A 24,709-nucleotide genomic window follows, 5' to 3' on the forward strand; every position below is an offset into this window, starting at 1 on the left:
GATATGAAGCCTGTGAAGCACTCTGTCCTGCACCTCTTGGATGTGCGCACTCGACCCGGCCGTCGTGCGACGGTCTGGAGCTATACGATGGCAACCGCAGCGGCCGTGGGTCTGACGCTGCAGGCCTGGGGCCAAAGCGGCACCTGGTTCAGCACCGTCAACGGTTTCTGGACCGATCCCAACAACTGGGTGGACGGCATCGTGGCGTATGGCCCGGACCAGACGGCGCTGTTCCGGGCGGATCCCGGGACCGGGGTGACCATCAGTGTCGGGGTGGACGCGCGCAACGGTGTGGAACCGGTGGTCATCGGGCACATCACCTTCGAGGATCCGGATCCGTCCACGGTGGACAATTGGTCCCTGGACAACCAAGGGTGGCCGCTGGTGCTGAGCAACAACACCTCGCCGCAGACGATCGTGCGCGTCAACCTGGCGCAGGGGACGGCGGACAACCTTTTGAGTGGCTGGGGGTTGGCCACCATCACGGCCAACCTGGTGACCACCAACACGTTCGTCAAAGACGGTCCCGGCACGTTGGTGCTGAATCCCGCCCCGGACGGTGCCCTGGCCGGCATGAACCAGTTCAGCGGAGGGACCATCATCAGCAACGGGATGTTACAGCTCGGCCCGACCGCTCGTGACGACTCTCGCAATCCGATCAACGGCATGGCGCTCGGCGGGGCGGCCGGTGGACCGGTGATCTTCCGGGGTGGGATCCTCAGGAGTTACCTGGCGGCCATTCCCGGCAGCAACCCAAGTACGACGCCCACCGTCAACGGCCTGCCCAACGACCTGGTGATCGAGCCCGGTCAGACGGGCACTCTCTACCTGTCGCCGCGCGCCTTCCCCGCATTCAGCGGCAGTGTGCACGGCGGGGGCACGCTCAACCTGTTCGTGGATTTCGTGCGCGACAATCTGGGCGGCAACTGGAGCGGGTTCACCGGCCGGGTGGTGGTCGCGGCCTCGCCGCGCGGCAACGGTGATTTGCGGTTCACGGACGAGTTCGTGAACAACGGTGGCTGGGCCAACGCACGCGTCTACATCACCACCAACGGCATCAACAACAGCATCGTCAACGTGTACAACAACGGCACCGCCGGGAACCAGGTGGTGATCGGCGAGCTGGCGTCCGATGTGCCCGGTATCGCCAACCTGTTTGCCAACAGCACGGGAGCCGGTGCGGGGGCGTCGTTGCCGTTCGTCTTGCGGGTGGGCGGATTGAACACAGACGCCACCTTCAGCGGCAACTTTGCCGCGCCGGGGGTTGCCAACGGCGTGGGCATCATCAAGGAGGGAACCGGCACCTGGATCCTGAGCGGGCCGGTGATTGAGTACAACGGCATCACCGTGGTGAGCAACGGCGTGCTGCAGTTCGGCAGCGGCACCAGCGGCAAGCCGGGTCGCACGCCGGTCATCACCAACTACGCCACGCTAGCCTTTGGGCGGAGCGATGCTCTCGTGGTGACCAACCTGATCAGCGGCCCCGGCAACGTGGAACAGCGCGGCAGCGGCACGCTGTTCCTCGCACCGGCCGGCGGGGCCAACCCGTACACCGGTCGCACCATCGTGCGCGCCGGTTTCCTCAGCATCAGCAACGAGGCCGCACTGGGTCCCACACCCGGCAGCTTCCGTGCCGACGCCATCACCCTGGCCGGAGGCGGACTCCGCGCGGTGCACGATCAAACGCTGGGCGAGGCCAATCGCGGCATTCAGGTGGACCCGGCCGGCGGTTCGTTGGCGGCTGATGCAGGTGCCACACTGACCGTTGGCAACGTCATCTCCGGAACGGGCCCGCTGCAAATTGTCGGCCCTGGCGATGTCCGCCTGACCGGTGCCAATACGTTGACGGGACGAACGATCCTTTCCGGAGGTGCGCTGCTGTTGGACAGCGAATCCCGACTGGGCAACGCCCCGGCCGGTTTCACCGCCGACCAGTTGACCTTCAACGGCGGCACGCTGCGTTCGACGGCCTCGTTTGCGCTGGATGACGCCAACCGGGGCGTCACCGTTGCGGCCGGTGGCGGCGTGATCGCCCCCGAGGCCGGTACCACGCTGACACTCGCCACGCCCGTCACGGGTCCGGGTGACCTCGTCAAGAACGGTCAGGGCACCCTGCGCCTGGCGGCGCAGGACGATCGCACGGGAGCCACGATGGTGGAAACCGGCACGTTGGAGATCGTCGCCGGGGGCAACCTCGCCGCGTCCTCGCCGATCACCGTGGCCGCCGGGGCCGTTCTCGACGTGAGCGCCGCCGGCTACACCTTGAACAACGGCCAGACTCTCACCGGCTCGGGCGAGGTCCGCGGTCATCTCACCGCCGGCAACGGCAGCACGATCAGCCCCGGCGAAAGCGTGGGCACCCTGACGATCAGTGGCGACCTGGATCTGACCGGCGGTGCCACGCTGCAACTCGACGTGGGTGCCACCAGTCGCGACCGGCTCGTTGTCAGCGGCAACCTTGGGTTGGCGGGCGCAAACACCCTCAGCGTGAACCTGCTCGAGACGCTGCCTCCGGGTTCCTACCCGCTGGTCACCTACGGCGGGACCCTCAGCGGCGGGGTCGCGAACCTCACGTTGGCAGGATATCCGCCCTCGCGCCTGGTTCCCACGATCACCCACGATGCCGGGGCCAGGGCCCTTGCTCTGACCATCAGCGGCGAGGTCGCACAGTTGGTCTGGCAGGGCGGCCTGGCGGGGAACGCCTGGGACGTCAACACCACCGCCAACTGGCTCAACAACGGCAGCCCGGACGTCTTCCTCAACGGTGACGTGGTCCGGTTCGACGCCACCGGCGCCGCCAACGCCCAGGTGAACCTGGTGGGCAACCTCTCACCCGGTCAGGCCATCGTGGACGCGGCGGCAAACTACACCTTCCAGGGCACGGGCAAGATCACCGGTCTGGCCTCGCTGACCAAACGCGGCAGCGGCACGCTGACCGTTTTGACGGACAACGACTATACGGGTCCGACCGTGATCGAGGCGGGCACGCTGCAGGTGGGCAACGGCTCCACGGGCGGTTCGCTAGGTACGGGCCCCATCACCAACGGTGCCTCGCTCGTGTACAACCTGCCGGACATCCGCACGGTTTCCTCGGCCATCCATGGCACCGGCCAGTTGAGTCTCCAGGCCGGCACGCTGGTGCTGACGGCTGACAACACCTGGTCCGGTGGTGTCACCGTGGCCAGCGGTGCGCGATTGCAGGTGGGCGGCGGAGGGCCGACCGGTTCGTTGGGTACCGGCCCTGCCCAGGTGCAGGGTGAGCTGGTCTTCCAACGCGACGGCGTCCTGACCAACCATGCTCCCCTCTCGGGTGCGGGGAGCGTGACGGTGCGCGGACCCGGAACGATCGCCCTGGCGGCCGACAACAGTTGGTCCGGTTCCACCACGGTGGACGGCGGCGTCCTCCAGGTGGGCGTGGGCGGCCCCAACGGCACGCTCGGTACGGCCGGTCAGGTCACCCTCACCAATGGCGGTACACTGGCCTTCAGCCGGAGCGACACCGTGACCAACACGGTTGCCCTGCTTGGTGACGGTACCCTGGCGCAACTCGGGCCGGGCAAGCTGGTGCTCCTTTCCGATGCCAACCAGTACGGTCGCACCCTGGTCTCCGGCGGGACGCTGGAGTTGGGCGACGGCGTCAATGCGGTGGGCCAACTGGGCACGGGCCCCGTCACACTGGAAGCTCCCGGCACGCTGGTCCTGAACCGGGCCCCCTACACATTGACCAACCTGGTCGAGGGCACCGGCAGTCTGGCGATCCTGGGCAGCAGCAACCAGATCAGCACCGTGGGCGGGCCGAACACCTACAGCGGTGGCACGCTCCTGAGCAACACCTACGTCACACTGGTCCCGCCGGTGACCAGCCCGGCGGTGGATGGGTACGTCAGCGTCAACAGCGGCGCCTTCGGCACGGGCACCCTCACCGTCGCCGGGAGCAACGTGGTGGAGATGGCGGCCGCCACGGTGAATGACCTTTCGGGAGCCGTGGCCTCGGGCAACTTCGGCGTGCCCGTCCACGTGCCTGCGGATGCACGGATCCGATTCGAGTTGCCGGGCCGGTTTACCTGGTCGTCCACCGTCACCGGCAAGGGCACCGTGGACCTGGCCGTCAACTATCTCCGTGGAGATATCGCAGGTGACTGGACCGGGTTCGAAGGCGTCCTGAACGTGGTCACCAACTCGGTGAACCCGACGCCGTCGGCCTGGGACTTCCGGGTGGCCACCGCCAGCGGGTTCCCGCGCGCCAAGGTGCATCTGGCCGACAACGTGACCATGTACTCACGGGCACCGGCCGGCTCGGCCATCCCGTTTGGCGAGCTGACGGGTGATCCGTTCTCCACCATCCGTGCCGCGTCGGCCGGTGGCAGCTCGGCCGGCCAGACGGTGACGCTGGTGGTGGGTGGTCTCAACACCGACGCCACCTTCTCGGGCACGATCTATGACAACGTGAGCATTGTGAAGGTGGGCACCGGCACCTGGACACTCACCGCCCTTCACAACCACACAGGCGGCACCACCGTCAGCAACGGCGTCCTCGCCCTGGCCATGTCGCCCGACGGCGTCAACGGCGACATTGGTTCGTCCGAGGTCATTACCGTGGCGGCACCGGGCGTGCTGGACGTCACGGGCCGATCCGACCGACTCCTCGATGTCGGAGCGCTGGCTCTCCAAACCCTGCGCGGCAACGGCACCGTGCGGGGCAACGTGCAGATCAACTTCTCCGGCACGTTGGCACCCGGGTTCCCGCAGGGCCACGGCACCCTTACCGTGGAAGGAACACTGACCCTCCTCGGCAACACCACGCTGCGGATCAGCCGGACCCTCGGACCGCAGAGTGACCGGGTCGTCTGCACCAACGTCGTGGTGCAACCCGGCGCCACGCTCACCGTCACGCAGTTGGACACGAACAACCTCGTCACCGGCGACGTGTTCCAACTCTTCTCCGGTCCGGTGGCAGCGCAGAACTTCAGCCTCATTGATCTGCCGATGATGAACGCCGACGGCACCGTCCAGTATGTCTGGACCAACATGCTGGCCGTGGACGGGACCATCCGGCTCCTGCAGGGCGGCGAGCCCAGCGTCAACACCACACCGACCAACATCACCGCCGTGGTCAGCGCCGGACGGCTCGAGCTCTCCTGGCCGGCCGATCACACCGGCTGGCGGCTGCTGAGCAACTCCGTCAGCATCACGGCATCCGACCAGTGGTACCCGGTGCAGGGTTCGGAAACGACCAACCGCGTGATCATCGTGCCGGATCCGACCCGTACCAACGTGTTCTACCGCCTGGTTTATCCGTAACCCATCAGCAGGCGTGAGCAGCACGCGGGGGACGCCACCCGACGGCGTCCCCCGCTTTCCTTTCCCGGCGCATCGCTGACCTCCATCGGAGCCTTCCCGCAGGCGGGACCTCTGCCGGATGGAACCACACCGGACCGCACGATGCGTCCGCGGGCCGGGGCGCTGACCTTTCCACGGCCGTCGGCCGGCGCGGTCTTGACCGGGCGGGCTGAAGATTTGGAGCATGCCCCTCGCCATGCGCTCGAAATCGCTTCTCTTGATCCTCGGCCTTTCACTGGGGTTGATCGCCTGTCAGGCGCCCCGGGCGGTGTTTCAGGAACCCGCTTTGCCCGGGTACGTTCCCCTCCCGGCGCCGCCACCCTCGCGCACGTGGTTGCAACCGGGCGACCGTCTGGCCATCTGCGGCGACTCCATCACCGAACAACGCATGTACTCCCGGCTCATCGAAGATTACCTGACAGTCTGCGTGCCCCAGTACCGGGTGTCGGTCCGGCAGTTCGGCTGGAGCGGGGAACGGGCTCCGGGGTTCCTCCGGCGAATGACCAATGACTGCCTGCGGTTTCAGCCCACCCTGGCCACCACCTGTTACGGGATGAACGATCACGAATACAGGCCGTACGAGGAACGAATCGGCCGCACCTACACGGAAAACCTGACGGCCGTGGTCCGCGCCTTCCAGGCCCACGGTGCACACGTGATCGTGGGATCGCCGGGTTGCGTCGGCAAAATGCCGCACTGGGTCAAATCCGCCAGCGGGACGGTCGAGGATCTGAACCGCAGCCTGGGCACACTGCGCAACCTGGCGTTGCAGGTGGCCCAACGCGAGGGCGCCGGATTCGCCGATGTCTTCCTGCCCATGCTCCGGGCCGGCGAAGTCGGCCGCAGCCGGTTCGGAACCAATTTCATGATCGCCGGCGCCGACGGCGTGCATCCGGATTGGGCCGGGCACGGTGTCATGGCCTACGCCTTTCTCAAGGCCATGGGATTGGACGGCCACATCGGCACGTTCACCGTGGACCTGAGCGACAACTCCATCCGCGTCTCGCCCGGGCACGAGGTGGTGTCCTCGGTGGCTCGCACCTTCACCATCCGCAGCCGTCGTTATTCTTTTCCGGCCTGTCTGTCGCAGGAGCTGATTCCCGATGGGCCGCGGCCCGCTTATCCGGCCTGCGAGATGCCCCCGGGCAACGAGACCGCCAGCCTGCGCGCGGCCTTCCAGCTGGTGCCGTTCCACAGGGAGTTGAACCGCCTGATGTTGGTCGTCAAAAACGGCACGGCCGACCGCTACCGTGTGCGGTGGGGCGCTGCCAGCAAGGTCTTCACCACCGCGCAACTCGCCCAGGGGATCAATCTGGCCGAGGAATTCGAAGTGACGCCGTTCGCGGCTGCCTTTGCCCGTGTGGACGCCGCCGTGGCGGCCAAACAGGCCTTCGAAACGCGGCAGGTCAAACAGATCTTCCACGGCCCCGAAGGACGGGCCGACATGGAGAAAGCCGTCCGCGAAACGGAGGCCGAGCGTGAACGGCTCGTGCAAGCCATCCGGGCAGCATTCGTCCCGGTGACCCACACCTTGAGCATCCTGCCCGCCGACTGAGCCCTTCCCCCGCAGGCGCAGCGGCGAGGGGCTTGCGAGCGATCCGGGCCCGCCGGCTGCGGCGCGGCCCCGGAGGCCGGCGCCACACTGCGAGTGCCGGCGTCGCCCTGCACCGAACGACCGGCCGGGTGATGACTCACGACGGGCGGCGTTCCGGCCGGAGATGCTCCGTGGCTTCGCGGATCCGCTCGAGAATGATCTCCTGCAGGGCCGGTTCCGACCCGAGCGCCGGCGTGTACCAGACCCACCGGCCGTGTCGTTCCGTGGGATTGCGCCAGGGGAACTGGCCCGACTCGAGCCGCTGCTTCACCACTCGCTCAGGTTCACCCAGCAGAACGGGGATGTCCTCCATGGTGTGCAGCCCGTCGCTCATGAACGCGGGCACCACCACCATCCGACGCGTCACCGCCCGTTCGTAGCATGCCGGGATGCGCGGTTCTTCGTCCAGGAACACCGCGCCCACGCAGGCATACCGCCCCAGACCGGCGATTCGCTGCGCCAGCTCCTCCACGGAGCGCCTCGACTGCGCCTCGCGTTCCGTGCCGTGGCCGGCCAGGAACAGACTGATCTCGTCCGGCCGGGGCAGTCTCGGGAACGGATGCGCCCGAACCACGCCCTCGGCCCGGGCCAGGACCACCTCCATCAATCGCGGATGCGTCCCCACCGGCGCGCAGTACACCAGCGTCCGGTCCGGACCGAAGCGAATCCTGGGCCAGGCGGGCGACGGCTGCGTGGGTGTGGGCAGACCGAGGCTCTCAGGAATCACGCGCGCGGCGAAGTACCCCTCGGCCATGAACAGCGGCACCACGAAAACGACCGGCGCGGTCAACTCCGCCAGGACGTCCTGCACCTGCGGTGCCTGCTTCCAGAAGGCCTCGCGGACATCGGCGAACCGCCGCTTTTCGCGCAGCCACCGGACGTGCAGCCGCACCGCTCCGGCCGACCCGGCGTTCTCCTCGGTGCCATGCCCGAGGAGCACCACCGTGGCGCGCCGCCAGATGGATGGTTCGATCGCCTTTTCGTTCATAACGCGGCCTGGACGGGCTGCACGTTATCCGGTTTCGGAGTCGTCGCAACTGCGGTCGGGCGCCCGTTGCCCGGGCTGCATGCCGGACCGGATGCGTCTTCACCGGTGTGGTCAACCCGACCCCACGGGCTGCGGTGCCGGCCGGGTGGCGGTAACCATCCGGTCAAGGCCGGGGAATTGCGGAGCGGTCCTCCGGCGAAGGCGCGCGCACACCCGGCGTCGAAGATCTTCAGGCGGTACTTTTTAACAGTCGTTTGGCCACGCGCACCAGCGTTTCCATGTCCCCGGGGGTGCCGATGCTGATCCGGAGGTAGGCGGCCAGATCCGGCGTGTCGAACCATCGAACGAGGATGTTGTTCTCGCGCAGGCGCCTGAACCATTCCGATGCCGGCGGTCCCGGCGGACGGGCCAGGACGAAGTTCGTCTGGCTGGGCAGTACCAGGAAACCGAGCCGACGCAACTGATCCGAGGTCCATTCCCGCGTTTCAGCGATCTTGCGGAAGTTCTCCCGGTAGTAGGCGGGATCGTCGAGGGTGGCCTCGGCCGCCACCTGGGCCAGCCCGTTGACGTTGTAACTGTCCCGCAGCTTGTGCATCGCCTGGATGAGCGCCCTGGGCCCCACGGCGTAGCCGATGCGGAGGAAACAGAGCGAGTAGGCCTTGGAAAAACTCCGGCAGACCATCACGTGGGGGTGTTTCAGCGCCAGTTCCATGGCATGTTCCGGCGCGAACTCCGCGTAGGTCTCGTCCAGGAGGACCACTCCTTTCGTCCGGGTGCAGATGGCCTCGATCTCGCGCCTGGTGTAGCCGCGGCCGCTGGGTGCGTTGGGTGTCGTGATGATGGTGAGTGCGGCCTGGGGTTGCCACTGCTTGAGGTGCTTGAGCTGCCCGGCGTCGGGTAGCGCAAATTCCATTTGCAGGGGCACGGGGTTGAACGCCGCCCCGTGCTGGGCCGCCAGGACGGGATACAGCGAATAGCTGGGGACGAAGCTCTGGACCGTGGCCGGCGCCGGCGGCACGAAATACCGCCGGCTCAATGGCCCCCGCTGCGCGGCCAGCGGTTCCACGAAGGTGTGCACCGCCAGGCGCAGGATCTCGTCAGCTCCGTTCCCCACCAGGATCTGATCGGGATCGCAGTTGTGAAGGTGCGCCAGCTTCTGCCGAAGCCGTTCTGCGGTCGGGTCCGGATACAACCGGAGCCGCCCGTCCACGGCTGCGCGCACCGCCTCGAGAACGCGCGGCGAGGGCGGGTAGGGGTTTTCATTCGTGTTCAGCTTGATCAATCCCTTGGCGCGCGGTTGTTCGCCCGGCACGTACGGTTGCAGGGCGCGCACCAAGGGGCGAACCAGTTGTTCGGACGCTGTTTCCCTTGCCATGGCCAGCGGGAGGATAGTGAACCCCGAGTGCTGTCACAAAAGCAATCGCGTGCCCGGTGGGGGAGCCAGGGCTGGGTCTCCGGGCGATGCCTGCAGGTAGGATTCGGCCAACCTTCGCGGTGCTCCGGTAGAATCGAGCGTGTCCGGAGCGGACGGCACGGTGCGGGAGACGATCGTCGGGGATTCCCCCCGGTGGGGGCTTCCGCGGACGTTGTCGTGCGCGCGAACGGCGGTGTGGGAAGCCCCAATCGGCCCGGACGGCAGGGGATTGACAGGCCCGGGCCAAAACCTATAATGAGAGGCGTTCGGGTGGCAGCACGTTTCTTCAGCGGGGTTCCCCACCCCCACCTCCTTGGCGTCTGCCGCCCGAACCGATTTTTTTACCTGCAAAACCGTACACAAAGGTGTTGCGGGGCCTTGACGGCCCGGGCCCGGTTCACTTAGTTTGGGTCCGTTCGAGACGCGGGGGCGTAGCTCAATTGGTTAGAGCGCTGCCCTGTCACGGCAGAGGTTGCGGGTTCGAGACCCGTCGCTCCCGCCACTCTTCTTGATTTCCTCCCTGGCGCTTGCAGCGTGGCCGGCACAGGTTTGCGGCCGGGGTCCGGCATGTCGTTGCCTCACGCCGGACCCGTCCCGGCTGGCGGGCAGGATCGTGGCGCGACCCTCCTTCCGGGCGATTCTCGCACGGCCCGCCGAACCCTGCCGATTGCAACCGATGGAGGGAAGGCGGCGATTCGGTCCGGTGCCTTTCCCGGCACGCCGGTGGGTTCGTTGCGCAACCCCGTTTTGCGGCACCGGTCATTGCAGCGGCGGGGAACCTCGACTATTTTCGGGCGTCTATGACGCTGACGGAAAAAGTGTTGGCGCGCGCCGCAGGCAGGGCGCGGGTGCAGGCCGGCGAGAACATCTGGGTCAGGGCCGACATCCTGATGACCCACGATGTGTGCGGGCCGGGCACCATCGGCGTGTTCAAACGTGAGTTCGGTCCGAATGCCCGGGTCTGGGATCCGAAGGCGATCGTCATTATTCCGGACCATTACATCTTTACGGCCGATTCGAAGTCGAATCGGAACGTGGACATCCTGCGCGAGTTCGTGAAGGAGCAGGGGATCGAGTACTTCTACGACGTCATTGACGATCCCAACGGGGTGTGGCGGTTCGATCCGTCCAAGGGGATGTTCCGCCGGCAGTACGGCCGGCGGTACGCCGGGGTCTGCCACACCGCGCTGCCGGAAAAAGGGCACACCCGTCCGGGCGAGGTCCTCTTCGGCACGGACTCTCACACCTGCATGGCCGGCGCGTTCAACGAGTTTGCCACGGGCATCGGCAACACGGACGCCGGCTTCGTCATGGGTACGGGCCGCTTGCTCCTGAAGGTTCCCGAGACGATGCATTTCTATTTTGAGGGCCGGTTGCAGCCGGGGGTGATGGCCAAGGACGTCATCCTGCACATCATCGGTGAGATCGGCTTCGACGGGGCCACCTATCGCGCCATGCAGTTCGACGGCCCCGGGGTGGCGTCCCTGTCCATGGACGACCGCATGACCATTGCCAACATGGCCATCGAGGCCGGTGCCAAGAACGGCATCTTTCCGTTCGACGCCCGCACCGCCGAGTACGTCGAGGCACGCACCCGGCTCAACAACACCAAGCAAACCTACGAACCGGTGGAGTTGGACAAGGACCAGAAGTTCGTTTACGAGCTGGTGGTGGACCTTTCCCAATTGGAACCGCTGGTGGCCTGTCATCCCGACCCCGGCCGCCGCAAGAAGGCCAAGGAACTCGGTCACATCCGGCTCGACCGCGCCTACATCGGTTCGTGCACCGGCGGCAAGGCCAGCGATTTCGTGGAGGCGGCGCGCATCCTGCGAGGGCGCAAGGTGGTGATCGACACGTTCGGCGTGCCCGCCACGCCGGAGGTCGTCCACGCGCTGCAGACGACATTCTGGGGACGGGAAAGTGTCTGGGACGTGCTCGTGAACGCCGGGGTGCAAATGACCGAGAATGCCAGTTGCGCGGCCTGCCTCGGCGGGCCGGTGGACACCTTCGGCCGGATCAACCGGCCGGGCATCAAGTGCATCAGCGCCACCAACCGGAACTTCCCCGGCCGCATGGGAGACAAACAGTCGGAGGTCTACCTGGCCAGCCCGGCCACCGTCGCAGCCAGCGCGCTCACCGGACGCATCACCGACCCGCGCGAGTTTTTGTAAAAACCCCGTCCGGCGGCGCACCAGAAGAGGGTGCGCGGGCTGCTCATCCATCTGTCGCCCGGGCGGTGCCGGCCGGGCAGCCTTGCCGACCTGGCTCATGATTGTCTGTCAGTTCGCCGGGTTGACCGTTCGCCGGCATCATCCGGAAGGCACGCCGCGGCTGTTGTATCTCCCGGGGATCCACGGCGACTGGACCCTGGTCACCAGTTTCCGGCATGCCGTGGCGCCTCCGGCGGAGTTCGTCGAGCTGGCCTACCCCGACACCACGGAGTGGCGCATGCCCGACTACGCGAACGCCGTGCGCCAGGTGGTGCAATCCCTCGGCCTGTCCCCATGCTGGTTGCTGGCGGAGTCGTTCGGATCGCTTGTGGCGTGGGCACTTCTGGAACAATGGATGGACCCTGCCGGCCGGGCGCGCCTGGTGCCGGATGACCGTTTGCCGGTCCGGGGGCTTGTCCTCGCGGGCGGGTTCGTCCGGCACCCCTGGCCCCGAAGGGCACGTTTTTTGGCTGGGACACTGCGTTGGATGCCCCGATGGCTGCACCGTTCCCTCCTGGGGCTTTACCTTGCCTACGCAGGCTGGCGCCACCGTCATGCGCCTGAAACACGTGCCACCGTGCGCGAGTTCGTCGAACGCCGCACCCCGCAAAACCGCCGCGCCATCCAGGCCCGGTTGTTGCTCGTGGCGCAGGCCGACTACCGGCCGGTGGCTTGCCGCATGCACCTGCCGGTGTTCATGCTGGCCGGAGGTATGGATCCGGTGGTCCCTTGGTGGCACGTGCGGCCTTGGCTTCGGCGGCATTGCCCGGGTTTTCGCGCCGCCCGCATCTTCCCCTGGGCGGACCACAACGTACTGGGGACGGCCCCGCGACCCGCGGCTGCGCAGATCCTGGCCTGGATCTGCGCCGCCTCTTGTCCGGCCCGGGATCTGCCCTGAGCGCCGGTCCCGGCCGGGCTCAGACGAGGTTCCGCAGCAGCCCGAACAGGACCAGCGCCGCCATGGCGATCCGGACAAGGACTGAAACACGGTTCCACGGAACCTCCCTCCCTCGGAGCCGGTACCAGCCCAGGGTTGCGGCACTGACGAGCAGCAGCGGCAGCGCCAGCAGCGGAATGGGATTGTACCGCCAGGACTCGCCCCATCGGCCGTGCAACAGCGCATGGGTGGCCCGTAACCCGCCGCAACCGGGGCATTGCCAGCCGGTTACTTCATGGAACGTACAGCGCGGATACAACCCGTAGCGCGCGGGATCGAAATGCCACAACACGGCCAGCCCCAGCAGGACCGGAAGAGCGACCATCCACAGGTACCGCCGGTCCGGGCGTGGCTGCTGTCGCGCCGGAGCGCTCAACACCGGGGGCACGGCCGGCCCGGATGTCCCGGTGACATTTCTTCGGAGGGCCGGGGCCTTGTCCGCAGCGGGAGACTCCTCACCCGCCGCGTCCGGGCCGTGGCGAGACGGCGCGACCACAGGATCTTCCCCCGGCCGGGTTGTTCCCAGCGGCCTGTCCGAAACGCGAACCTGTGCCTTTCCGGCCCTGTTCACGGCCGTGAAGGATGCCACCGGCCGGGCGCCCCTGCCAGCCCGGGCCTGCGCCGCTTGCGGGCCGGCGCGGCAGGGATCGGCGTGTGCCTTCAAATGCCCCGTGCGACGGTTGTGCGGCCCAGAACGGTGGTTTCCCCACCCGGCGCGGTTCCGGTATGCCGGACCTCAAAACACCTCGGCTTTCAACCCGGCCACCAACCGCACGGTCTGGGCGATTCGGGACAGCGACCGAAGCGGGAGATGACCGTAGTCCGATTTGGGCGAGGGCCGCGTCGCGGAGTAGATTTGCACCAGTTCGATCTGAGCGCCTCCCTCTTTCAGCTCCTTCAGCCGTTGGGCGAAGGCCAGGATCTCCTCCTCCGGCGGTTCCTCACCGCGGATGGAAGGGAACAGGCTCTGGATGATGACGGGGCGTTGGCGGCCGAGCGTCAGGATGTTGTTCAGGATCTTTTGCAACGGGACATGCACGCCGCTGACCCGGTCCAGATAGCCCTGGGTGCCGCCGTCCAGCTTGGCCCAGATCTCGTCACTGCGCGTGAAATGCCGCAGCCCGGCCTGGACGGCGGGCCGGTCCAGTTCGGTGGCGTTGGTGATGAGCACCAGTTTGAAGAACTCACGCAGCGCGCGCACGTGGACCACCTTTTCGACCGCCTCGGCGAAGTTGGGGCAGAGGGTGGGCTCTCCGTCACCGCTGAGCGCCACATGCTTCAGTTGCAGCAGTTCCTCCGGCAGCCCCCGGTAGAGTGCGCGCCGACGGAGTTCTCCGCTGCGCACCAGGTCGAGTGTCCGCTGCAGCTCCGCCGCCATCACGTCCACGTCCAGATGTGTCTCCCGCGGCGGGAGGTTCCGCTGCACTTCGCAGTAGAGGCAGTCGAAATTGCACAGCTTGTCGGGATTCATGTTGATCCCGACCGACAGCCCGCGGGCCCTTGGCGAGATCACCACGTAAACGAACCGGTTGTCCAGAAAGTCCCGGGGTGCACCAAAGGCCGTCTCGGCCCCCGGCGGGATGGAACGGGATTCCGCGGGCCGCGTCGTGCCGGCCGCATCGGCGGCCTCCTGGGCTTTGTTTGTGTGGGTGCGCACGATTGACAGGGCCAACTTATTCAGTGGGTAAGCCCGTTCCTACACCGACCTTGTCAAAAAGCGCGCATATTTTGACGGCCTGCGGCCGGGCGATGCGTGATCGTCCATCCGCCGGCGCGGCGCGGGGTGCCGAGGCCCGCATCAGGCGGCCGGGGCCGGGCACGCGATCGCCGGGGAGGGATGGGATGCGGGGTTCGGCCGGGCCCGAGGGTTTGCCGCTCTCCTACCTGCGGCGGGCTTCTTCGAACAGCCGCGCCCACGCGCTCGGCACGGGCAGACGAACCAGGCTGCGGAGCATCCATTCGCGCACCTCGCGGCGGGAGACCTTGATTCGCTGCGCCGGTTCCAGAGGGTTCACCCTGCCCAGCTCCTGCAACGTCCGTACTCCGATCAACAGCGGCCAGGCACAGGCCAGGCGGAGTCGCCATTGGCCGGGTGGGATCGCCAACGTATACGACCAGCCTGCCTGGAGATGGTCCAGCGCAAGCCGGCGCCAGCGTTCGTAGCAGGGCCGGACGCGCGGCCAGCAGGCGGGATCGCGCAGTTCTTCGGGACGCACCCCGAGAGGTTCCAGCTCCGTCGCCGGCAGGTAACAGCGGCCCAGTCGGATGTCCTCGGCACAGTCGCGCAGGACGTTGACCAGCTGAAGGCCTTTGCCGAACCGGACGGCCTGCGTCAGCCAGCTCGTCTCGTCCAGTGGATGACGCGGAAAAAGGTGCCTGCGGCAGAGGCGGCTCCAGAACTCGCCCACGCTGCCGGCCACGTGGTACGTGTACTGGTCGAGTTCTTCCGCTGTGGCGAGGGCCGTCACCCGCGAGGACGCCGGTGCGGGTGCGCCGAACCGGGTCAAATCCCGGGTTTGCCCCTCCACGATGTGGCCCAGCACGGTTCGCACCTCGGCCCGATCCTCCTCGGCGAGGCAGGAGAGAGCGGTCAGGCTCTCCGCCCAGGACCTGGCAAGTTCCTGCTCTGGGGCGGGGCCGACCAGATCGCCGCGGGCGATCTCCGGGATCGGTCCGGGAGGTGCCACGCCCAGGATCTGCAGTCGCATCGTCTCCAGCAGCCGCAACCGGTTGGCCACCGCGATTGTGCCGGCGTCGGCCACCGTGTCCGTCGTCCGCGCCAGCAAATACGCCACGGCAATCGGTTCCCGGACCCGCGCGGGCGACACCCGCAGGCTGAGGTAAAACGACCTCGAGGTGGCGCGCAACAACTGCCAGTGACGGGCGGTCATGACCATGGATGCCGCAGGCGGCTCTGCGCCGGGACCGGACCGGACTGCCCTGCCGTCCGTCGCCGGCGGGGCACCGCCTGGTGAAGCTCCACCGGTCCTGACCGGACCGGTTGCACGGACTGTTGCGGACCGGCAGCCGATGCAGGGCCCATCAAAACAGCCGTCGTTTCCATGCCTTCAGTTGCCGCGCCACCTCACGGGGACCGGGCGAGCCTGGCAGGGTGCGACGGGCCATGGCTCGTGCCAGATCGAACACGGCCAACACCTCCGGATCGAATCCCGGCCAGATCCTCTTCCATTCCTCCGCGGGAAGTTCGCGAAGGGTGCAACCCAGTTGCTCCGCGCGTGCCACGGCGGCGCCCACCCGGTGATGAGCCTGCCGAAACGGAACGCCCCGGCGCACCATCTCCTCCGCAAGATCCGTGGCCAGCAGGTTGGGATCCGCCACTGCCGCGGCACATCGTTCCGGCTGGAAAGCCACCTGGTCCAGCATCCCGGCAAAGATCTGGGTGCAGGCCCGGACCGTGTCGGCGGTGTCGAACAGGCGTTCCTTGTCCTCCTGCAGGTCGCGGTTGTATGTCAGCGGCAGCCCCTTCAACAGCACCAGCAACGCGGTGAGATTGCCGATGACCCGACCGGACTTGCCCCGGACCAGTTCGGCCACGTCGGGATTCTTCTTTTGCGGCATCAGGGAGGAACCGGTGGTGAAGGCGTCGCCGATGCGGATGAAACCGAACTCGGCGCTGCTCCAGAGGATCAGGTCTTCCGCCAGCCGCGAAAGATGCACCGCCAGCAGGGCCGCGTGGGCACAAAACTCCAGAACGAAATCGCGGTCGCTCACAGCGTCCATGGAATTGCGGGTGATTCGGGGACGACCCCGCTTGTCCACAAAGCCCAGTTCTCGGGCGACAAACTCCCGGTCCAACGGCAGGGTGGACCCGGCCAGCGCACCCGACCCCAGCGGACATTCGTTCAGTCGCTCCCGGCAATCCTCGAACCGGCTCCGGTCGCGGTCCAACATCTCCACGTAGGCCAGCAGGTGATGGGCGACCGGGACCGGTTGGGCCCGCTGCAGATGGGTGTAACCGGGAATCCAAATGTCCGCCGACCGCTCCGCCAGGCGGATCAGCGCCCGCATCAGCTCGCAGATTTCGTCCAACAGGCGGTCAATTTCATCCCGAACCCACAGCCGCAGGTCCAACGCCACCTGATCGTTCCGGGAGCGGCCCGTGTGCAATTTGGCGCCGGCCGGCACCCGCCGCGTCAACTCCGCCTCGACGTTCATGTGGACATCCTCAAGTTCCGGCTTCCACACGAACCGGCCCGACCGGATCTCCTCGGCGATGGCCTGCAAACCTGACCGGATCTGCCGATACTCCTGCGCACTCAGCAACCCTACCCGATGCAACATGGCCGCGTGCACCTGGGAACCGAGAATGTCCTGCGCCCACAACCGACGGTCAAAGCTCACCGATTCGGTGAACCGGGCCACCGCCTCGCTCGGTCCCGAGCGAAAACGGCCGCTGCGCGAGATGGGCGAACTCGACTGACGCTTTGTATTCACGAGCCCGGCACCATGCCGCACTCGGCCGGCAAAGTCACTTCCAAAGCCACGACCTCCAAACTCCAGCCTCCGAACCGTCCGGCTCCAACCGGGGGCGCCCATGCCCGCCGCTCGGACACCGCCGGACCCGTGCGGCTTGGGTCGAGAGCCCCGCCGCCCCAGCTCGATTGAGCCCCTGGAGAAATGTTTCAGCTCGGGCAGCCTGGGTGGCGCGTTTTGATCAGGCGGGGCGTTTCGCGGCAGGCGAAAACGCAAACCACCGGCGGGGTTCTGCGCAATGTACTGATTTACAACTTGATGTGAGCATTCTGACGGACAGGCACGCGGTTTGCTCCCCTCCGGTTTGTGTTGAAAAACGTTGCGCGCGCAGCCCGGGCAGGGAAGCCAACCGCCGGTGCTCTACCGGAGGGTCAACATGGTTCCTCCGTCCTGCGAAACGGGTTGCGCGCGCCGACCCAACCCAGAAGGGAAACGAAGAACTGCAAAAGGCATGAAGAAAGGTGACATGAAGCTTGCGACCTACACGCGAACCTTGATGGCGCTGGGAGTGATCAGCGCCGGGGCGGTGGTGAATGCCGAGGAATCGGCCGTGCCCCTGCTGACCGGTGTGGCATCCACCACCCTCAGCGGCTACGTGGACACTTCGGCCATCTGGTTGCCCGGTCCCGGTGGTGCCAACAACCTGCCAGGCCGGTCGTTCGACGGCGCCGACAAGCAAAACGGCTTCAACCTGAACGTGGTATCGCTGGCCTTGGAAAAGCCGCTGGATGAGACCGACTGGGCGGCCGGTTACCGGGTCCAGTTGCTCTTCGGCCCGGACGCCAACACACTGGGTTCACTCTCCTCGTTGGGGACTGCCTCCGGCGATTTTGCTGTCAAAAACGCCTATGTGGCGCTGCGCGCCCCGGTGGGGAGCGGTTTGACCCTCAAAGTGGGTGTCTGGGACACCATCATGGGCTACGAGGTTTTCGAATCCGGAAACAACCCCAACTACAGCCGGTCCTACGGTTACTTCATCGAGCCCATCATTCACACCGGTGTGCTCGCCTCCTACGACTTTACCGAGTGGTTGTCGGTCTCGGCGGGCGTGGCCGACGGCGGCGGACTCAACAGCATCAACTTCCGATCCGGCGTGGATTCTGTGCTGAGCTACGTGGGGTCCATCGTCCTCACGGCTCCCGAAGAGTGCGGCTGGATCTCGGGTGGGAAATTGTACCTGGGTGCCATGGATTCCGGCATTCAGGGGGCCAAGGACATGGTCAACTGGTTTGCCGGGCTGACGATCCCCACGCCGGTCGAGGGCCTCTCGGTGGGTGCGGCATACGATTATCGCGCCAACGGCCTGTTCGACAGTTCGTACGAGAATGCCACGGGGCTGTACGTGGTTTACCAGGCGACCGACAAGTGCCAGCTCAGTGGCCGTGCCGAGTACGCCACCGGCTCGGCCGGTGCCTACGGATACACCGGGCCTGAGGCGGTTCAGCTTCTTGGCCTCACCGGCACCGTGGCCTGTCAGATCTGGGATCATACCCTGAGCCGGTTGGAGGTCCGGTGGGATCACGACCTCAACAGCCGCGGGGAATTCCTCAACGGCAACGCCAACAACGCCTTCTCGGTGGCATTGAACGTGATCTACCAGTTCTGATTCGGTGTGTGGCAGTGCGCAGCCCGGGCCGGACTTGCAGGGCACCTCTGGCAAAAAGCCGGCCCGGGCTTTGCAAATCTCCAAACACGCATACCTTTCCTCATGGCTCGCAAAAAAACCACCACCAGGAAAACTGCACCGGTTCCAACACCGGCCCCGGCCGAAGCGGCCGCGGCAAAACCGGCGGCCCCCGGCGGGGGCGGAGTGCCCCAAACGTTCCGGTTCACCGCGCCGGATGCGATGAGCGTGCTGTTGGTAGGCGATTTCACTCACTGGCAAAATGCCCCCATCCCCATGCACAAGGGGCCTGGCGGCGTTTGGGAGGTGACCGTCACACTCCCTCCGGGCATTTACCACTACCGGTTCCTGGTGGACGGCGAATGGCGGGACGATCCCGAATGCACCCTGCGCGTCCCGAACCCGTTCGGTTCCCAGAACAACGTCCGGTTCGTCAGTTGATCTCCGGGCGGTGGGGCGGCAGGCCCGACCTGCTTCCCGTTCCGCCTTCGAGGCGCGTCGGGCGGGTTCGGGCCCGGTTGCCCGGTTCCGGTCCCGAAAGGCGCGCCCACGGCCGGCTCCGCGCCAGCCTGTTCCCACGGAAAGCCCCCCGGAGCGCGCATCGCGCGCCCGAATTGACGGGTGAGACACCGCGGCGGCGCCGGGCTCAGGATCGTCGGATCCGGCCATTGCCGTTGGACGCAACCGTGGCGTTGCCGTTCCGTTTCGGCCATCGTGCCGGCCGCTCGGGCGGGTCCCGGTCCACCTTGGCGTAGTAGCTGTTTTCGCCCAGCAGCTTTTCCACTGCTTCCTGCAACTGGAGCGAGGGCCGGACGAAAAACCGTTCATGGGTTTCGAGCACCACGGTGGCGTCGTTGGGGCGGACGAAACAGAGGTACAGCGGACAGCGGCCGGGATGGGCTTCGACGATTTGACGGATTGCATCCAGCGTCTCCGGTTTGGCCGCCCCCGGGTAGATGCGGAAGTGCACGGCCTTGGTGAACCGGGCCGGCGCCTCTTCCAGCGGAAACGCGTCCCAGACGAACAATTTTGCCGAACCCTCCTCGGTGCCGGTCTCGCCGAGGACCATGACCGCGGCGTTCGGTTGCAGCACGGGCCGGCATCGTTCGGCAGCCTCCTCGAAACACAGCAGCTGAACCGTACCTGTGAGATCTTCCAGCACGGCGGTGAGATAGGGCCTGTTGGATTTGCGGCTGAGGCCTTCCTGGACGGAGACGACCAGTCCACCCACCCGCGTGAGAGTGCGCGGGGGCAACCGGGCCAGACCGGCGGCGTCGGCCAGTGCATACTCTTCCAGCAACCGGCTGTAGGGGGCCAGGGGGTGCCCGGTGAGGTACAGGCCCAGCAGTTCCTTCTCGTAGGAGAGCAGCTCGTGCACGGGCCATTCGGGCAGCTGAAGAGAGGCTTCCGCCGGGACGTTGGCTTCCTTGCCCAGGAGGCTGAAGAGCGAACGCTGACCGCGCTGGCGATCGGCCTGGAGGTGTGAAGCCCGGGTGAGCGCCGACTCGATCTGGGCGGTGAGCGTGGCGCGGTTCGGACCGAGCCCGTCACAGGCCCCCGCCTTGATCAGCGCCTCCAGGATTCTGCGGTTGACCGCGCGCGTGTCCACCCGCTCGCAGAGATCGTAAAGGGACCGGAACGGTCCGCCCTGACGCCGGGCCTGGAGGAGGCTCTGGACGGCGGCGGTGCCCACCCCCTTGATGGCAGCCAGCCCGAAACGGATGGCCCGGGGCGGCCCGGTTTCATCGCCAAGCCGCACCGGGGTGAAATGCACATCGCTTTCGTTGACGTGGGGCGGGAGGACCGAGATGCCAAAGGACCGCGCCTCGGCGATGTATTCGGCCAGTTTTTCCGTGTCGGCCATGTCGTTGGTCATCATGGCGCAGAGGAATTCCACGGTGTAATTGGCCTTCAGGTAGGCGGTCTGATAGGCGGTGACCGCGTAGGCTGCGGCGTGGGATTTGTTGAAACCGTATCCGGCGAACTTTTCCAGCAGGTCGAAGATCTGGTGGGCCTTGGCCGCGGGGATGTTGTTCTTTTCCATGCAGCCCCGCACGAACGTGTCGCGCTGTTTGGCCATTTCCTCGGGCTTCTTCTTGCCCATGGCCCGGCGGAGCAGGTCGGCCGCCCCCAGCGAGTAACCGGCCAGGACCTGGGCCGCCTGCATGACCTGTTCCTGGTAAATCAGGATCCCGTAGGTCTCGCGCGCGATGGGTTCCAGCAGCGGATGCTCGTATTCGATCTGCACCTCGCCGTGACGGCGGCGGAGGAATTCGGGGATCAGATCCATCGGGCCCGGCCGGTACAGCGCGATGAGCGCGGTGATGTGTTCGATCGAGCTGAGCTGGAATCTGCGGCACAACTCGCGCATTCCGGCCGATTCGAGTTGGAACACACCCAGGGTCCGGGCCTTGTTGAGAAGCTCGTAGGTCTTGGGATCGTCCAGCGGCAGTTGATCCACGTTGATCTCGATGCCGCGCGTCTGCCGCACCAGTTCGCAGGTATTGCGGATGACCGTGAGGGTCTTGAGACCCAGGAAATCCATCTTCAGCAGGCCCAGATCCCCCACCGGTCCCATGGCGTACTGGGTGACCAGCGCACCGTTCTCGTCGGCCTTCAGCGGGACCAGGTTGACCAGCGGTTCAGGGCCGATCACCACGCCGGCGGCGTGCACGGAGGCATTGCGGGCGATGTCCTCCAGGATCTGTGCCGTGTCAATCAGTTCGCGCGTGACCTCCTCCGTCTCATAGGCCTGGCGAAGTTCGGGGGAGAGCTCCAGCGCACGGGCCAGGGTAATCTTGGGGTCGTTGGGGATCATCCGGGCCAGCCGGTCGCATTCCCCGTACGACAGGCCCATGACACGGCCCACGTCGCGCACGACGCTCTTGGCACCCAGGGTGCCGAAGGTGATGATTTGCGCCACGCAATCCCGGCCGTACTTCTGCCGCACGTACTCGATGACCTCGGCCCGACGATCGTCCGCGAAGTCAATGTCAATGTCGGGCGGGTTCACCCGTTCCGGGTTCAAGAACCGCTCGAACAGCAGTCCGTACCGAAGGGGGTCCACGTTCGAAATGCCCAGCAGATAGGTCACCAGCGAACCGGCGGCCGATCCGCGCGCCGCGCAGGCGATGCCCTGTTCGCGGCTGTGTTTGACGAAATCCCCCACGATGAGGAAGTAGCTCACGAAGCCCGTCCGCCGGATGACCTGCAGTTCGCTCTCGAGCCGTGCCAGGACCTCTTCGATGGCCCGGCGCACCTCCGGCGCGTCCGGTGCCCAGGCATGGCCGGGCGGGGCCGGTGGCAGCCCCGGCAACAATTCGGGCCGTTCCACCCCTTCCACGACGAAGCTGTTGTCCTCGACACGGGCATGCAGCGTGTACCGGCGCCGGAGTCCCTCGGCAATCCAGACCCGCAAGTACTGTTCCTGGGTGTACGGCGGGGGCGGATGGAAAACCGGGTAATGAAGCCGGCCAAACTCGATCTCCACGTTGCACTTCTCCGCAACCTCCAGGGTGTTGCGAATGGCCTCGGGCACCTCGGCAAACCGGGCCTTCATCTCCTCCGCGGCGCGCAGATGGAACTGTTCCGGCGCGTACCGCAGCCGTCTGGGATCGTCCAACGTGGTCTGCGTGCCGATGCAAATCAGGCAGTCGTGGGCCCGCCAGTGATGCTTTTCCAGATAATGCACGTCGTTGGTGGCCACGACCGACAGACCGAATTCGCGCGCCCAGGCCAGCAGTTGCCGGTTCACCACGGCCTGTTCCGGCAGCCCGTGATCCTGCAGTTCCAGATGGAAATGCTCCGGTCCGAACACCTGCCTGTACCAGTCCAGCGCGTCGCGTGCCCGGTCCAACTGCCCCTTCACAATCAGGTCCGGGATCTCCGCCGCCAGACAGCCGGACAGCACCACCAGCCCCTCCCGATGCCTCTCCAGCAGTTCCTTGTCGATGCGCGGTTTGTAGTAGTAGCCCTCCAGATGCGCGGCGGTGCTGAGCCGGATCAGATTGTGATAGCCGGTCTCGTCCCGGGCCAGGAGGGTGAGATGATGGTAAACATCGCGCCCGCCGGAGGTGGTTTTCTTGTCGAAGCGGCTTCCCGGCGCCACGTACATTTCGCAGCCCAGGATCGGCTTGATCCCCTTTGCTCGGGCCTTCTGGTAGAAATCAATCACCCCGTACATCACGCCGTGATCGGTGATGGCCAGGGCGGGAAACTTGAGGGCATGAGCACGCTCCACCAGCCGGTCGAGCCGGCAGGCACCGTCCAACAGGGAGTACTCAGTGTGGACGTGCAGATGAACGAAGTCCGCGTGCTCCATGGGATCGAAGGTAGCGGCCGGAACGCGAACCGGGCAAGCCGGGCTTGTTCACAGGCCATTTGCGCCGGAGGCCGGGACGGGACAAGGGGCCGCGTTGCCCGCCGAAAGGCGGGTCCGGAGGCGCCACGACAGAGCTCGCACCGGTTCGCTCCCCCGGGGATTGTGCCGTTGCGTTTCGTTTGAAGTGCTCTATGTTTGGGGACCAATTGTCGTCGGGCAGAGGGTCCGGCGGCCGGAATGAGTAAAACCATCCATCGAGCGAAACGATACCATGAGCCAGAGCGAAGCGATCGGGCAAAAGACCCGCGAGCTGTGTGAAACCATCCTGGAGGACGCGGGCTTCAAGTCCGCTCAGCAGCGCATTCAGGCCTTCCTGGAAGACGAAAAGGCGCGGACCCAGTACGAGGAGGTGGTCCGGCTGGGGCAGGCCCTGCGGCGCAAACAACAATTCGGAGAGCCGTTGAGCGAGGAAGAGATCCAACAATTCGAAAAGGCGCGTGAAGAACTGCTGGCCAACGAGGTCGCACGCGGTTTCCTGGACGCGCAAACGGAGCTGGAGGAGATGCGGCAGGCCATCCAACAACAGGTGGCCCTCACCATGGAGCTGGGGCGCATGCCCACGCACGAGGACATGGACGGTTGCGGTTGCGGCTCCGGCTGCGGCTGTCACTGACCCGTCCGCCCGGCGCGGCACGCCGGGTCAATCGCAGACTTTGCCCGACCCTGCACGGCGACGTCCGTGCAGGGTTCATTCTTTCGAGCGGCGGCCGGCGGGAGGATCGGCCCGGACAGAAGAGCCGGGGCGGCCGGGAACCGGGCCGTTCGAGGCGGCCGTTCGAAGGATGATTTCCCGCAGGGGCGTGCGCGGCCGGAACCCGGTGTAACGCACCAGCTTCGTGATCCGGGGCCGGCGCCGCTGCATGTCTTCGAATCCCGGTGCGTAGGCCCTGGCATAAGGGACCATCTCGATCCGCGACGAGGACCCCAGCAGGCGGATCACCATCTCGGCCAGACGGCGGATGGTCACCTCCTCGGTGCTCCCCACATTGAAGATCTGCCCCTGCGCGCGCGGACAGCGAAAGAGCCGGACCAGGGCCTCGACAGTGTCCAGCACCCAGCAGAAGCAGCGGCTCTGCCTGCCGGTGCCGAACACCCGCAGGGGCGCACCGGTCCGGGCCGCCTCGATGAAGCGGGGCAGGACCATCCCGTACTGGCCGGTCTGACGCGGGCCCACGGTGTTGAAGATCCGCGTAATGATCACCGGCAGCCGGCGTTCATGCGCATAGGCCATGGCGAGGAACTCGTCCATCAGTTTGGAACAGGCGTAGGTCCAACGCGCATGGGTGGGCGGCCCGATCAGGAGATCGTCGTCTTCGGCAAACTCGCGTTTCGCGCTCCGCCCGTACACCTCGGACGTGGAGGCCAGCAACACCGGTGTTTGCCGGCGTGCCGCCAGTTCGAGGACCACCTCGGTCTCCCGCAGGTTGGCGCGGCAGACGTGAATGGGTGCGCGCACCACCAGTTCCACCCCCACGGCCGCCGCCAGATGGAAGACGCCCTCCGCCCGCGCCATCCAGCGGGGCAACCGGCGTGAATTCGACACGGAGGCGATCTCCACCTCCAGCCGGGGATCGTTCCGCACCGCCTGCAGGTTGGCCAGCGTGCCCGTGGACAAGTCGTCCACAACCGCCACCCGATGGCCGTCGGCCAGCAGCCGCTCCACCAGATGCGAGCCGATGAATCCGGCCCCGCCCGTGACCACCAACAGACCGCCCGCGCGCATGGGA

The 24,709-nt window shown here is 66.5% G+C and carries 15 protein-coding genes and 1 tRNA gene; 8 read left to right on the plus strand and 8 right to left on the minus strand.

Translation table 11 applies throughout. The features are described 5' to 3' along the window. Positions 1-87: 87 nt before the first annotated feature. Positions 88-5,301: a beta strand repeat-containing protein gene (locus tag ACPDIX_RS08925; protein WP_423431440.1), complete on the plus strand. Its 5,214-nt coding sequence runs from the start codon at positions 88-90 to the stop codon at positions 5,299-5,301. Positions 5,302-5,536: 235 nt separating this feature from the next. After that, complete coding sequence (locus ACPDIX_RS08930) at positions 5,537-6,895, plus strand: SGNH/GDSL hydrolase family protein (RefSeq protein WP_423431441.1); 1,359 nt, start codon at positions 5,537-5,539, stop codon at positions 6,893-6,895. Positions 6,896-7,031: 136 nt separating this feature from the next. Here ACPDIX_RS08930 and ACPDIX_RS08935 read toward each other — a convergent pair whose 3' ends face one another. Next, entirely contained in the window at positions 7,032-7,922 is an 891-nt protein-coding gene (locus tag ACPDIX_RS08935; protein ID WP_423431442.1) for a CbiX/SirB N-terminal domain-containing protein, read from the minus strand. Between the two features lie 229 nt (positions 7,923-8,151). After that, positions 8,152-9,297 carry a pyridoxal phosphate-dependent aminotransferase gene (locus ACPDIX_RS08940; protein WP_423431443.1) on the minus strand — a complete coding sequence of 382 codons (1,146 nt, stop codon included), beginning with the start codon at positions 9,295-9,297 and terminating at the stop codon, positions 8,152-8,154. Positions 9,298-9,761: 464 nt separating this feature from the next. On the opposite strand from ACPDIX_RS08940, the gene ACPDIX_RS08945 reads away from it, so the two are divergent. The 3 genes from ACPDIX_RS08945 (at position 9,762) to ACPDIX_RS08955 (ending at position 12,444) form a co-directional block, all read left to right on the plus strand. Continuing rightward, a tRNA-Asp gene (locus tag ACPDIX_RS08945) sits at positions 9,762-9,838 on the plus strand. A 298-nt stretch (positions 9,839-10,136) separates the two neighbouring features. Beyond that, positions 10,137-11,507, plus strand: a complete 1,371-nt coding sequence (locus tag ACPDIX_RS08950; protein WP_423431444.1) for a 3-isopropylmalate dehydratase large subunit — start codon at positions 10,137-10,139, stop codon at positions 11,505-11,507. A 97-nt stretch (positions 11,508-11,604) separates the two neighbouring features. Continuing rightward, positions 11,605-12,444, plus strand: coding sequence for an alpha/beta fold hydrolase (locus tag ACPDIX_RS08955; RefSeq protein ID WP_423431445.1), 840 nt, complete (start codon positions 11,605-11,607; stop codon positions 12,442-12,444). A 19-nt stretch (positions 12,445-12,463) separates the two neighbouring features. Here the strand turns inward: ACPDIX_RS08955 and ACPDIX_RS08960 are convergent, their stop codons facing one another. The 4 genes from ACPDIX_RS08960 to argH form a co-directional block, all read right to left on the minus strand. Further along, complete coding sequence (locus ACPDIX_RS08960; protein WP_423431446.1) at positions 12,464-12,808, minus strand: DUF2752 domain-containing protein; 345 nt, start codon at positions 12,806-12,808, stop codon at positions 12,464-12,466. A gap of 411 nt (positions 12,809-13,219) precedes the next feature. Further along, positions 13,220-14,140: a radical SAM protein gene (locus ACPDIX_RS08965; protein ID WP_423431447.1), complete on the minus strand. Its 921-nt coding sequence runs from the start codon at positions 14,138-14,140 to the stop codon at positions 13,220-13,222. Positions 14,141-14,363: 223 nt separating this feature from the next. Continuing rightward, on the minus strand, positions 14,364-15,380 hold the full coding sequence (locus ACPDIX_RS08970; RefSeq protein ID WP_423431448.1) for a phytoene/squalene synthase family protein: 1,017 nt from the start codon (positions 15,378-15,380) through the stop codon (positions 14,364-14,366). A 145-nt stretch (positions 15,381-15,525) separates the two neighbouring features. Continuing rightward, the gene (gene argH / locus ACPDIX_RS08975; RefSeq protein ID WP_423431449.1) at positions 15,526-16,938 is read right to left on the minus strand and encodes an argininosuccinate lyase; all 1,413 of its coding nucleotides are present in this window, start codon (positions 16,936-16,938) and stop codon (positions 15,526-15,528) included. Positions 16,939-17,428: 490 nt separating this feature from the next. Here argH and ACPDIX_RS08980 point away from each other — a divergent pair, with 490 nt between their 5' ends. Both ACPDIX_RS08980 and ACPDIX_RS08985 read left to right on the plus strand, forming a co-directional pair. After that, entirely contained in the window at positions 17,429-18,583 is a 1,155-nt protein-coding gene (locus ACPDIX_RS08980; protein WP_423431450.1) for an outer membrane beta-barrel protein, read from the plus strand. Between the two features lie 102 nt (positions 18,584-18,685). Next, complete coding sequence (locus ACPDIX_RS08985) at positions 18,686-19,042, plus strand: glycogen-binding domain-containing protein (protein WP_423431451.1); 357 nt, start codon at positions 18,686-18,688, stop codon at positions 19,040-19,042. A gap of 205 nt (positions 19,043-19,247) precedes the next feature. Here ACPDIX_RS08985 and dnaE read toward each other — a convergent pair whose 3' ends face one another. Then, complete coding sequence (gene dnaE / locus ACPDIX_RS08990; protein ID WP_423431452.1) at positions 19,248-22,922, minus strand: DNA polymerase III subunit alpha; 3,675 nt, start codon at positions 22,920-22,922, stop codon at positions 19,248-19,250. Positions 22,923-23,193: 271 nt separating this feature from the next. On the opposite strand from dnaE, the gene ACPDIX_RS08995 reads away from it, so the two are divergent. Next, on the plus strand, positions 23,194-23,595 hold the full coding sequence (locus tag ACPDIX_RS08995; protein ID WP_423431453.1) for a YlbF family regulator: 402 nt from the start codon (positions 23,194-23,196) through the stop codon (positions 23,593-23,595). 75 nt (positions 23,596-23,670) lie between these two features. On the opposite strand, the gene ACPDIX_RS09000 is transcribed toward ACPDIX_RS08995, so the two are convergent. Then, entirely contained in the window at positions 23,671-24,705 is a 1,035-nt protein-coding gene (locus ACPDIX_RS09000; protein WP_423431454.1) for an NAD-dependent epimerase/dehydratase family protein, read from the minus strand. Positions 24,706-24,709 lie beyond the last annotated feature (4 nt).

Origin of the sequence: Limisphaera sp. 4302-co, from assembly GCF_049537155.1 — a bacterium.
Lineage (GTDB): Bacteria > Verrucomicrobiota > Verrucomicrobiia > Limisphaerales > Limisphaeraceae > Limisphaera.